The sequence below is a fragment of the Streptomyces sp. NBC_00075 genome, from assembly GCF_045041225.1.
Taxonomy (GTDB): domain Bacteria; phylum Actinomycetota; class Actinomycetes; order Streptomycetales; family Streptomycetaceae; genus Streptomyces; species Streptomyces adonidis.
On the sequence record NZ_CP108243.1, the window covers coordinates 2,450,056 to 2,462,193 of the forward strand.

Genomic DNA, 12,138 nt, shown 5'->3' on the forward strand with positions numbered 1-12,138 from the left:
GCCCCCGTCAGGGAGGGCTCCGGACTTGACCGTGGACACGTTATCGATAATCGTTTTCATTGTCATCTGATGACCTGATGATTACTGGTTCCGAGATTGCGAGACCCGTGACACACCCCCCACAACGCCCACGCCGTACGGCCCTGCTCTGCGCCTTCGCGGCCGGCGCCGCCGTTCTCCTCCCCCTCCCGGCCCAGGCGGCCCCCACCCCCACCCCCACCCGCATCCACTTCGGCCCCTGCCCCGACTCCGTTCCGAGACCGGCGGCGCCCGAGACCGTCGAGTGCGGCCGACTCGACGTACCCCTGAACTGGGACGACCCGGCACCGGACGGCCCACGGCTGCGGATCGCCGTCTCCCGGGTCCGTGCCTCCGGTACGGCCGCCGAGCGGCGCGGGATCCTGCTGGTGAACCCGGGCGGACCGGGCGGCTCCGGACTGCCGTACGCCGTCACGAAACGGGCCAAGCTGCCCGAGAGTGTGCGGCGGGCGTACGACGTGATCGGCTTCGATCCCCGTGGCACCGGCCTGAGTTCACCCGCCGACTGCGGTGCGATGGGCGGCCTGTTCGACGGTGACCGACCGGGCGCGGACCCCGTGCCCGTGGGCCCCCGCGCCGAGTCGGCGTACCTCGGCTCACTGCGCGACCTCGCGGACGACTGCGCGACGGGCGTCGGCGACGAGGCGCTGCCGTACCTCTCCACGGAGCAGACGGCGCGGGACATGGACGCGATCCGTGCCGCCCTCGGCGAGCACCGGACGAGCTTCCTCGGTGTCTCGTACGGGAGTTATCTGGGCGCCGCCTACGCGGCCCAATTCCCTTACCGGGTAGGGCGGATGGTGCTGGACAGCGTCGTCGGACCGTGGGACTGGTACGACTTCGACGTCATCCAGAGCCGGGCGCTGCTGCGCCAGCGCGCCACCTTCTTCGGCTGGACCGCGCAACACTCGGATCGCTTCGGGCTGGGCGACGACACGGAGGCCGTGCGCGACGCGTATCTGTGGGTGCGCGACGGGCTCCGCGAACAGCCCGTGGACGGCTTCGGGGCGGCGGCCTTCGACCTGGCCGTCTACCGCGCCCTCGGCCGCACCGAACGCTGGGCGGGCCTGGCCGACGGACTGCGTACGTATCTGCGGGACGGTACGCCAGGCTCGCTGCGGCCCGCGACCGCCCTCGGCTCGCCGGACTCACGCATCTTCGAGGCGGCGAACCGGACGGTGAAGTGCGCCGACGGGCCCGGTCCGACGCCCGGCCGGATCCTGGCCGACCTCCGCCGCACCCGCCGCCTCGACCCACAGCCGGTACTGACCGGCATGGAGGCGTCGGCCTGCGCCTTCTGGCACCACCGGCCCGCCGGTCGTACGGCCCTGGGCAGCCCCGCCGCCCCGCCCGTCCTGCTGATCGCCTCCGCCCACGACCCGGTGACCCCGATCGAGGGCGCCCGCGAACTGCGCCGCCTGCTGCCCGGCTCCCGCCTGGTCACCCTCGACGACGACTACTCCCACGGCGTGTTCGCGAGCCGGGGCAACACGTGCGTGGACTCGACGGCGGCCGCGTATCTGGTCGACGGGCGGGTGCCGGCAGGGGATGTGCGGTGCGCGGGGCCGGGGCTGCCGGTGGCGCCGGCCGGTTCGTAGCGTGGCCGGCGCGTACCTCCGTACGCACCGGCCGTGCGCCGAGGCGTTACGCCAGCTGCGACTGCACCTGCGAGGAGATCAGCTCCAGGTGGTCCAGGTCGTCGAGGTCGAGGATCTGGAGGTAGATGCGCTGGGAGCCGATCTCCGCGAACCGGCCGATCCGGTCCACGACCTCGGCCGGGGAGCCCGCCAGGCCGTTGGTCTTCAGCTCGTCGACCTCGCGGCCGATCGCGGCGGCGCGACGGGCCAGCTCCTGGTCGTCCTTGCCGACGCAGACCACGAGCGCGTTCGAGTACGTCAGTTCGTCGGCCTTGCGACCCGCCTGCTCGGCCGCCGCGCGCACCCGGCCGAACTGGCGCTCGCTGTCCTCGATCGAGGCGAACGGCATGTTGAACTCGTCGGCGTACTGCGCGGTCAGCCTCGGGGTACGGGTCGCGCCGTGGCCGCCGATGAGTACGGGGATCTTGTCCTGCGCCGGCTTGGGCAGGGCCGGCGAGTCGGTGAGGTCGTAGTGCGTGCCGTGGTGGCTGAACGTTTCGCCGGTTTTGGTGCCCCACAGGCCGGTGACGATCGCCAGCTGCTCTTCGAGACGGGCGAACTTCTCCTGCGGGAAGGGGATGCCGTACGCCTTGTGCTCCTGCTCGAACCAGCCGGCGCCCAGGCCCAGTTCGACCCGGCCGCCGGACATCTGGTCGACCTGCGCGACCTGGATCGCGAGGACGCCGGGGAGGCGGAAGGTGGCTGCCGTCATCAGGGTGCCGAGGCGGATGCGCTTGGTCTCACGGGCGAGTCCGGCGAGGGTGATCCAGGCGTCGGTGGGGCCGGGAAGGCCGTCCACATCGCCCATGTGAAGAAAATGATCCGAGCGGAAAAAGGCGTCGAAACCGAGGTCCTCCGTAGCCTTCGCCACGGTGAGCAGGGTGTCGTAGGTCGCGCCTTGCTGGGGTTCGGTGAAGATGCGAAGATCCATGCTTCCATCCTGCACGGTCGAACACCGGTCAACCCCACCGGTACCCCCTGCCTCACGCCTCCCCGGTCGGGTGAAAAAGCGTCAACCGCGCGTGAGGTGCACCTCTGTGCCAGTGACCCGCCCCGGTGATGATCGTTGGCTCGGGCGGAGCCGGCCCGACCGGCGCCCGCACCGGTACCTGCCGGGCAGCCAGTTCGATTGTCGGCTCGCCCGTTTCCGGGGCGCACCCGCGTCGGCTCCTTCGGGGGCCAGGGGCCGAGGAGGCCGTCATTGTCCGAAGAAGTCGTGCCGCAGCAGGCGGGGCCCACACAGCCGAAGGGGCTGCTGCAGCAGATGGAGGAGCTGATGGCGGCGCTGAACGCGGACTTGTCCGCGCTGGACGCCGATCTTCAATCGGCGGGGGCGTCGGCGGCGCCCGTCGAGGAGGGTGAGGCTGGTTGATGCCGGCCCCCGCTGGGGGCTGCCGCCCCCAGACCCCCGCTTCGGCCTGAACGGCCTCGTCCTCAATCGCCGGACGAGCTGAGATGCCCGGGCCGAGCTGAAAGGCTCGGCCCAACTGGGACTCGGGCGCGGAAGCGCCCCGACAGGGGCGCGGGGAACTGCGCGACCAGCCCCCACCGGCCCGCGCCGGACCACGAACCCCCTACCCAGCGACCCGCTCCGCTCCCCCCGCCGCCTCCCGCGCCGCCAGCTTCCGGAGCATCTCCAGGACCCGGTCGCGGGATTCGTCCGCCGCGTCGATCGACTCCATGCACTGCCAGTACGTCGTCTCGTCGCGTGCCGCACTCGCGATGCCGACCAGGGCGATGCCCGCCTCGCCGAGGAGATTGCCCAGCCAGAGGAGGGCCTGGCGGGCGTCGCCCAACTCCGTGAGCTGGGCCGCGCGTAACGCGCCGGCGGCGAGGCGCGGTTCGTCGAGCACTCCGCAGCCCCGGCCCGCCAGTTCGGTCAACCCCAGTGCCTCGCCTCGCAGTTCGGGTGGCCCGGTGACTGCGAGGCGGCTGCCTATCGCCTGCGCGAGGGCCTGTGCCTGCCACACCTCCGTCAGGGTTTCCGGTACACCGTCGCTGCCCGCGAGGGCACGTCTGCTCGTCAGGATGAGCCGCACCGCGTCCATGCGCTGCCCCCGTCTGTCCCGACGCGCTCTCGCACGTCCGCCCATATTCCACCGTCCACTACCCAGAGTGAAGTGCTGTGGGACGAAAAGCCAGAGGAAGGCGGAAATCTGCGGACAACAAATGGGGAACGAACCGGAATTCGACTCCGGAGAGTGACTATTTCGGCGGGAACCTCCGTTCGTTGCGGTCGATCTTCGCGTCGAGGGCCGCGAGCGCGTCGATCCCGAGCACCTCGCACAGCTGGAGCAGATAGGCGAGCACGTCCGCGACCTCGTCCGTCACGCGGTGGGCGGTGTCCGGATCGTCCATCACCCGCGCCGACTCCTCTGGCGTCAACCACTGGAAGATCTCGACCAGTTCGGACGCCTCCACACTGAGCGCGGCGGCGAGGTTCTTGGGGGTGTGGAACGGCTGCCAGTTCCGTGCCGCCGCGAACTCGGCCAGCCTGCGCTGGAGTTTCGCCACGTCCAGATCCTGCCGCTGTTCGGGGTGTTCCTGATCAGTCACGGCTTCAGGTCTACCACCGTCGCCCCTGCCACTCCCCGCGCCCACGACGCGTCGCTCACCGCCCCGAGCAGGCGGATGTGCCCGCGGTCGCACATCCGCGCCGCCAGGCCCAGGAGTTGCTCGCGCTGGCGTGTGTCCAAGGCGCGGTCGAAACCGTCGGCCAGGACCGTCAGTGTCTGGAGGGCGTCGGGCACCTCGCCGGGGCGGTCGACCGTCAGGACGCCGGGGCCGGTCAGCAGGACGAGCGCCAGGCCCGCGTATCTCAACTCGCCGTCGCCCAGCCTGCCGAAGTGGGTGAGGACGCCGTCGCCCCGGTCGAGTACGGCCCTGACGCGGCCGTCGGCGACCCGGTCGGCGCGTACGTCCGTGACCGGGCCCGCGCAGCCCTCGCGGACGGCGGCGGTCAACAGCCCATGGCGGATGGCGCATTCGGTACCCGTGCGCCAGAGGACCTCTGCCAGGTTGTCGCAGCCGGGGAGGAGGCGTCCGCTGCTCACCGGGACCGCCGCGCGCATCCGGTCGGGGCGTGGGTCGCAGGCGAAGACCGATCGCAGTGCGACCACCATCTGCTCGGCGGCGGCGATGACCCTGCGCTCTCCGTCGGTCCTGCCGGCCACCTTCAGCGGCAACAGGGCCGTACCGAGCCGGTCGTCGGGCATCGAGACGCGCGTGACCGATTCCGAACCGGCGGTGTGCCAGGCGGCCTGGACGCAGCGGCGGCCGGGATCGCGCAGCGCGGTCTCCAGCAGGACCACCCCGCCCGCGCTCAACCGCTCGCCCACGATGCGCAGTTCGGGCTCGGCCTGGACGGCGACGTCGAGTTGTACGGAACCCTCGGGGCCGTCCGCCGTACAGCCGATGCGGAAGCCGCGTCGGCGTTGTGCGTCGGGGCGGGCGCGTTCCGGTACGCAGGCGGCCGGGTCCGGGAAGGCCTCCCCGACGGCGGCGCCGGAGCCGAGGCGGGCCAGTGACTCGTACGCCCTGAGGGCTGTCGTCTTGCCACTGCCGCTCGGCCCGGCGAGAAGGGTGAGCCGCCCGAGCGGCAGGCTCACCCGGCGGTGCCCCGCGTACGCGGAGAGCCGCAGTTCGGTGACGCTCGGCCGCTCGGGGCGCGGCGCTGTCTGTGCTGCGGCGGGCGGTAAGTCCAGTGACAGGGTCATAACCGGACCGTAGGGCTCCGCCCGCGCGGCGAACCGTTCCGTCCGCCGCACCTTCCTACGAACGGGGGATCGCCGGTTTTTGTGGCTGGGTCACTGGCTGGGTCGCTCTCAGTGCCCGGGGACCCCCGCTCCGCCCATGAGGCCCCCGACCTCCGTACCCGGCGGGGTGAGAAGGAACACGTTCCGGTCGACCCGGTGCATCCCGCTCGCCAGGCCGAAGACGACGCCCGTGCTGAAATCGAGGACCCGCTTGGCGGTGTCCGTCTCGGCGCCGGTCAGGTCGAGGAGCACCGGGATGCCCGCCATCAGGGTTTCCGCGACGTCCCTCGCGTCCGCGAAGACATTGACGCGCAGGACGACGAAACGCCGCCTGGCCTCGGTCTCCGCCTCGGGTATCGACCGGTGTCCCACCGCGGACGGCCAGGCGTCCCGGCCTCTCAGCGGTACGACCTGGGCGAGCCCCTCCCACTGTTCGTCGGTGACATCGTGGCTGTTCATCGGCCCACTCCGCCCTGGCTCGCACTGGCTGTCTGCATCAGCCAATTCTTACGCATGGTCACCCGATCGGCCCAATACGACACGCTCAGCGACCCCCTATGTGAGATAAATCCGAACACCTATACGTACCTCACAGCACTGACACTCTGGCTGTGCAGCGGGTGTAACCGCTCATGATCAGGTCATGTGACATCGACGTAACGGGCAATTCGTACGCTCGTCGGCAGCAGGCCCGGTACGCAGAAGGACAGAGCGGTACAGAGGAAGGCAGCACGTGACCACTACCCCCACGACGACGCAGGTGCGGACCGTGTGCTCGTACTGCGGGGTGGGCTGCGGAATCGTGCTGGACGTCGGGCTCGGGCCCGACGGACGGCGTACGGTCTTCAAGGCGTCCGGGGACAAGGCGCACCCCGCGAACGCCGGGCGGCTGTGCACCAAGGGCGCGACCACCGCCGACATGCTGAGCGCGCCCGGCCGGCTGACCACCGCGCTGGTCCGGGACGGTTCGGACGACCGGGGCGAGGAGCTGGTGCCCGCGCCCGTCGCGGACGCGATCGCGGAGACCGCGCGGCGGCTGCGCGCGATCGTCGACGAGCACGGGCCGGACGCCGTCGCCTTCTATGTCTCCGGGCAGATGGGTCTTGAGGCCCAGTATCTGGCGAACAAGCTGGCCAAGGGGTTCGTGGGGACCAACCAGATCGAGTCCAACTCGCGGCTGTGCATGGCCAGCGCGGGCACCGGATACAAGCTCTCGCTGGGCGCCGACGGGCCGCCCGGCTCGTACGACGACTTCGACCACGCCGACGCCTTCCTCGTCATCGGGTCGAACATGGCCGACTGCCATCCGATCCTGTATCTGCGGATGATGGAGCGGGTGAAGGCGGGGGCCAAGCTGATCGTGGTCGATCCGCGGCGTACCGCCACCGCCGCCAAGGCCGATCTGTTCCTCCAGATCAAGCCGGGGACCGACCTCGCCTTCCTCAACGGGCTGCTTCATCTTCTGCATGTCGGCGGGCACACCGATCAGGAGTTCATCGCCGCCCACACCGAGGGCTGGGAGGAGATGCCCGGCTTCCTCGCCGACTATGCGCCGGACGCCGTCTCCGCGATCACCGGGATTCCCGAGGACGACATCCGGGAGGCCGCGCGGATCATCGGGGCGGCCGACGACTGGATGAGCTGCTGGACCATGGGGCTCAACCAGTCCACGCACGGCACCTGGAACACGAACGCCCTGGTCAATCTGCATCTCGCGACGGGTGCGATCTGCCGGCCCGGCAGCGGGCCCTTCTCCCTCACCGGGCAGCCGAACGCCATGGGCGGGCGCGAGATGGGGTACATGGGGCCGGGGCTGCCCGGGCAGCGGTCGGTGCTGGTGGACGAGGAGCGGGCGTTCGTCGAGGACCTGTGGGAGCTGCCGGCCGGCACGCTCCGCAAGGACGGCGCCGGGCACGGCACGATCGAGATGTTCCGGCGGATGGCCGAGGGCCACATCAAGGCCTGCTGGATCATCTGCACCAACCCGGTCGCCTCGGTCGCCAACCGCCGTACGGTCATCGAGGGCCTGGAGGCCGCCGAGTTCGTCGTCACCCAGGACGTCTTCGCCGAGACCGAGACCAACGCGTACGCCGATGTCGTCCTGCCCGGTGCGATGTGGACCGAGGCGGAGGGCGTCCTCGTCAACAGCGAGCGCAGCCTCACCCTCGCCCAGGCCGCCGTGGACCCGCCCGGCGACGCCATGGCCGACTGGCGGATCATCGCGGCCGTCGCCCGCGCGATGGGGTTCGAGGGGTTCGCGTACGAGAGCGCGGCGGACGTCTTCGAGGAGCTGAAGCGGGCCTGGAACCCGAAGACCGGCTGGGATCTCCGGGGCGTGACGTACGAGCGGCTGCGGGAGACTCCCGTGCAGTGGCCGGCCGCCTCGGTGGACGGGCCCGCGCGCAACCCCATCCGTTACCAGGGGGACGAGGGACTTCGGTTCCCCACCGCCAGTGGGCGTGGCGTCTTCTTCGCCCGGCCGCATCTGCCCGCCGCCGAACTGCCCGACGACGACTTCCCGTTCGTCCTCAACACCGGGCGGGTGCAGCACCAGTGGCACACCCTGACGAAGACGGGCAAGGTCGCCAAGCTCAACAAGCTGAACTCCGGGCCGTTCGTGGAGGTACACCCGGAGGACGCACGGGAGTTGGGCGTCGTGGACGGCGACTCGGTCGAGGTCGCCTCGCGGCGCGGGCGGGCCGTGCTGCCGGCCGTCGTCACGGACCGGGTGCGGCCGGGGTGCGTCTTCGCGCCCTTCCACTGGAACGACCTCTTCGGTGAATACCTCAGCATCAACGCGGTGACGAGCGACGCGGTCGATCCACTGTCGCTACAGCCGGAGTTCAAGGTCTGCGCGGTGTCCCTGGTCAAGGTGCACAAGCCCGAGGCCGAGGCGCAGCAGCCCGAGGCCCCCGAGCCCGTGCGCACACAAATCCCGGTGCAGGTACCGGAGTCGGCGTTCACGCCCGCTCCCCCGCCGGTCCTCAGCGCCCAGGAACGCCAGTACCTATCGGGCTTCCTCGCCGGGCTGCCGACCGGTGCCGTGGGGATTCCGGTGCTGCCCGCCTCCGCTCCCTTCAGCGCCGAGCACGCCGACTGGGTGAACGGGATGCTCGCCGGCATGTACTCCCGGGCCGTGGAGGCCCCGCCGCAGCAACAGGTCGGTGTCGAGGTCGAGTTGGCCGGGCGCGAGGTCGTCGTGCTGTGGGCCTCCCAGACCGGCAACGCCGAGGAACTGGCGGGCGCGGCTGCTGAACGGCTGAACGCCGGCGGGCACCGGGCGAGGCTCGTCGGCATGGACGAGGCCGATGTGGCCGCCCTGGCGCGCAGTGCCGATCTTCTCTTCATCACCAGCACGTTCGGCGACGGCGACGCCCCCGACAACGGCTCCGGCCTCTGGGACACGCTCTCCGGGGAGCAGGCGCCACGGCTGGACGGTGTGCGGTACGCGGTACTCGCGCTGGGCGACTCCTCGTACGACGACTTCTGCGGGCACGGGCGCCGACTGGACGCGCGGCTCGACGAGTTGGGGGCGGTACGGATCGCGCCGCGCACCGACTGCGAGCCCGACTTCGAGCCGTCGGCGGACGCGTGGCTAGACCAGGTGCTCGACGGTCTGGAGACGAAGGAGACGGGCGGCGCGGAGGGCACAAAGACAGTTTCCGCCCCTGCCACTGCTCCCGTCGCCCCTCCCGTCATCCGGTCCGCCAAGCCCGCCCCCTCCCCCGCCCGGCTCGTCGGCAACCGGCTGCTCAGTCTGCCCGGCGCGACCAAGGAGGTGCGCCGGTTCACCTTCGACACGAGCGGTACGGGACTGGCGTACGAGACGGGTGACGCGCTCGGCGTGCGGCCCGTCAACTCCGCCTCCCTGGTGGCGGAATGGCTGGCCGTGACCGGGCTGGACGCGTCAACCGGCGTGACGGTGGACGGAGTTGGTGAGTTCTCGCTCTCCGAGGCGCTGCACGGGCAGCTCGACATCACCCGGATCACGTCCGACCTGCTGCGTTTCGTCTCCGAACGGGCCCGGGACAACCGGGAGTTGAAGAAGCTGATGCGGTCCGACAACAAGGACGGGCTGGCCCGCTGGTCCTGGGGCCGACAGGCCGTCGACGTGGTCGCCGAGTACGGGGTGCGGGCGTCCGCGCAGGAGTGGGTGAGCGTGCTGCGGAGGCTTCAGCCCCGGCTGTACTCCATCTCGTCGAGCCCGCTCGTCGACCCGGCACGGGTGTCGCTGACGGTGTCCGTGGTCCGGTACGAGAACCTGCGGGGCGTGCCGCGCGGCGGAGTCTGCTCGCCCTTCCTGGCCGACGCCGGGCCGGACACGGCGGTGCCCGTCTTCGTCCAGCGCTCACCGCACTTCCGGCCCCCGGCGGACGCCTCGACGCCGATGGTGATGGTCGGGCCGGGGACCGGGGTGGCGCCGTTCGTGGGGTTCCTGGAGGAGCGGCGGGCGCTCGGGCACACGGCGCCGAACTGGCTGTTCTTCGGCGAGCAGCACCGCGCCACCGACTTCTACTACGAGGACGAGCTGGCCGAACTGGTGGCCGAGGGCACGCTGTCCCGGCTGGACACCGCGTTCTCGCGCGACCAGCGCAACAAGGTGTACGTCCAGGACCGGATGCGCGAGCACGGGCCCGAGCTGTGGCACTGGCTCCAGGAGGGCGCCCACTTCTACGTCTGCGGCGACGCCTCCCGCATGGCCAAGGACGTGGACCGCGCACTCCGGGACATCGCGGTGGCGCACGGCGGACTGGGCGAGGACGAGGCGGGCGTGTACGTGAAGCAGCTCGCGGCGGCGAAGCGTTACGTGCGGGATGTCTACTGAGCCATCCAGGCCTCAGCCACATAAGCCGAACAAACCATCACAATTACCTACTGGCGGACATTCTTACCGGCCTCACACCGGACCCTTCACCTCCACCCGCACGCGGCACACCAGGCACGATTACGTTCCACTGTCGTGCACTTGGCAGAAACAGCGCCTGACACCAAGGCGAAGAACATCCCCCGCCCGACCTGGGTGGCCGTGCCGGAGGCCGATGCCCCGGCGCAGTGGCATCGCGTTCTGACCCTGCTCGCGACCGTCAGCCTGTTCATCGGTACGCGGGCTGTGTGGACGCAGGCCGCCAGTCACCGGCTGGTCGTCGCCGCCGTCATCTCGCTCTGCTATCTGTCGATCCTGGTCAGCGGGGTGCTGGCGCTGACCGTACGCCGGACGCGTTCACTCGCCCGCCTCGACCTGTGCGTCCTGGTCACCGCCATCACGCTGACCCTGTGCACCTTCACCCTGAACCACGCCGGCGGCGACGAGGGCGTCCTCACCGCACAGGCCGCCCGGGAGCTGGTCGCCGGGCATCCGGTGTACGGGCAGCCCTGGCCGTGGCTCTTCCAGCACAACCCCGACGTCGCCCTCACCCCGACGATGAACGGCGGCTACGACCTCACGTACGGCTACCCGCCCCTCGCCCTGCTGCTGACGGCACCGCTCCTGTGGCTCGGGCACGGCGCGCTGGCCGCGACCGCGGTGACGACCGGGGCCCTGCTCGTCGGCGCGGTGACCCTGTGGCGGCTGCTGCCGGTGCCGTGGCGGTCGGCGGCGACCATGGCGTGTCTGGGTTTCGGCTTCCTGCCGAGTTACGCGCGGCTCGGCTACCCGGCGATCCTCGGGCTCGCGCTGCTGATCCCGGTGGTGGTGCACTGGCCGCGGATCGGCGCGGGCGGGCGGCTCGGGTGGGGCGGGCTCGCCCGGGCCGTCTGTCTGGGCGCGGCCTGCGCGGCACAGCAACTGCCGTGGTTCCTCGTGCCGTTCCTGCTGGCCGGGATCTACGCCGTGCGCCGGGGCGAGCTGGGCGCACGGGCCGCCGCCGGGGTGGTGCTGCGGGTCGCGGGCATGGCAGCCACCGTATGGCTGCTGATCAACACGTACTTCGTCGTGAGCGAGCCGCGCACCTGGGCGGCCGGAATCGCCCTGCCGCTGACGCAGAACGCGACGATCCACGGGCAGGGCCTGGTGGGCCTCGCGCTCTACTACACCGACGGCAGCGACCGGCTGGCCTGGTACTCGCACGCGAGCATGCTGCTGACGGGGGCGCTGCTGGCGCTGCTCGTCCTGTTCGTGCGGCGGCTGGGTCCGGCGGCGACGGTGCTGCCCTGGTGCGCCTTCTTCCTGGCGACGCGTTCGCAGGACGGCTACTACCTGCTGATGACCCCGCTGTGGCTGGCGGCCGCGATCACCACGCCCGCCGCGTCCTTCGCCGGCGCGTGGCAGCCCCGGCCGCGCTTCCTGTCGGGCCCGCGCAGGCGTCCGGCGCTGGTCGCGGCCGCGGCGCTGCTCCTCGTACCGGCGCTGGCGAGTGCGGCCGTGGCGGCGACGGGGTCGCCGCCACTGCGGATGCGGGTGACGGGGACACGTACGGCCGGACCGGCAGCCGTGTCGGAACTGGACGTCCGGGTCACGAACACGGGCGACAGCGCCCTCACGCCCCACTTCACGCTGACCACCGGTCAGGGCATGAGCCACTGGTGGAAGGTGGCCCGGGGGCCCGCCACGCTGCCCGCCCACGCCAGCGCCGTCTACCGGCTCCGGTCGCCCGGGCCGGTGTTCCACGTGCCCCGGCGGCCGGGGACGCGGATCCGGCTGCGTGTCTTCACGGCGTCGCCGGACACCTTGTCGAGCATGGACGTCCGGCTGCCGGGCGAGCGGTAGT

General features: G+C 71.3%; 9 protein-coding genes. 4 read left to right on the plus strand and 5 right to left on the minus strand.

Annotation, left to right across the window (positions count from 1 at the left end):
- Positions 1-107 precede the first annotated feature (107 nt).
- Complete coding sequence (locus OG787_RS10410) at positions 108-1,637, plus strand: alpha/beta fold hydrolase (RefSeq protein ID WP_405535009.1); 1,530 nt, start codon at positions 108-110, stop codon at positions 1,635-1,637.
- Positions 1,638-1,683: 46 nt separating this feature from the next.
- Here OG787_RS10410 and OG787_RS10415 read toward each other — a convergent pair whose 3' ends face one another.
- On the minus strand, positions 1,684-2,607 hold the full coding sequence (locus OG787_RS10415) for an LLM class F420-dependent oxidoreductase (RefSeq protein WP_369029398.1): 924 nt from the start codon (positions 2,605-2,607) through the stop codon (positions 1,684-1,686).
- Between the two features lie 270 nt (positions 2,608-2,877).
- Here OG787_RS10415 and OG787_RS10420 point away from each other — a divergent pair, with 270 nt between their 5' ends.
- Entirely contained in the window at positions 2,878-3,048 is a 171-nt protein-coding gene (locus OG787_RS10420) for a hypothetical protein (protein ID WP_405535010.1), read from the plus strand.
- A 202-nt stretch (positions 3,049-3,250) separates the two neighbouring features.
- On the opposite strand, the gene OG787_RS10425 is transcribed toward OG787_RS10420, so the two are convergent.
- The 4 genes from OG787_RS10425 to OG787_RS10440 all read right to left on the minus strand — a co-directional run bounded on the left by OG787_RS10425 (position 3,251) and on the right by OG787_RS10440 (position 5,890).
- Positions 3,251-3,724 carry a DUF6099 family protein gene (locus tag OG787_RS10425; RefSeq protein WP_369029396.1) on the minus strand — a complete coding sequence of 158 codons (474 nt, stop codon included), beginning with the start codon at positions 3,722-3,724 and terminating at the stop codon, positions 3,251-3,253.
- A gap of 157 nt (positions 3,725-3,881) precedes the next feature.
- Positions 3,882-4,232 carry a nucleotide pyrophosphohydrolase gene (locus OG787_RS10430; RefSeq protein WP_369029395.1) on the minus strand — a complete coding sequence of 117 codons (351 nt, stop codon included), beginning with the start codon at positions 4,230-4,232 and terminating at the stop codon, positions 3,882-3,884.
- The gene (locus OG787_RS10435; RefSeq protein ID WP_369029394.1) at positions 4,229-5,392 is read right to left on the minus strand and encodes an ATP-binding protein; all 1,164 of its coding nucleotides are present in this window, start codon (positions 5,390-5,392) and stop codon (positions 4,229-4,231) included. Before OG787_RS10435 ends, OG787_RS10430 begins: the two co-directional genes overlap by 4 nt.
- A 108-nt stretch (positions 5,393-5,500) precedes the next feature.
- Positions 5,501-5,890, minus strand: coding sequence for a cell division protein SepF (locus OG787_RS10440; RefSeq protein ID WP_235474323.1), 390 nt, complete (start codon positions 5,888-5,890; stop codon positions 5,501-5,503).
- 274 nt (positions 5,891-6,164) lie between these two features.
- On the opposite strand from OG787_RS10440, the gene OG787_RS10445 reads away from it, so the two are divergent.
- Together OG787_RS10445 and OG787_RS10450 are read left to right on the plus strand one after the other, a co-directional pair.
- On the plus strand, positions 6,165-10,256 hold the full coding sequence (locus tag OG787_RS10445; protein ID WP_405535012.1) for a molybdopterin-dependent oxidoreductase: 4,092 nt from the start codon (positions 6,165-6,167) through the stop codon (positions 10,254-10,256).
- A gap of 135 nt (positions 10,257-10,391) precedes the next feature.
- The gene (locus tag OG787_RS10450; protein WP_405535013.1) at positions 10,392-12,137 is read left to right on the plus strand and encodes a hypothetical protein; all 1,746 of its coding nucleotides are present in this window, start codon (positions 10,392-10,394) and stop codon (positions 12,135-12,137) included.
- Position 12,138: the final 1 nt, after the last annotated feature.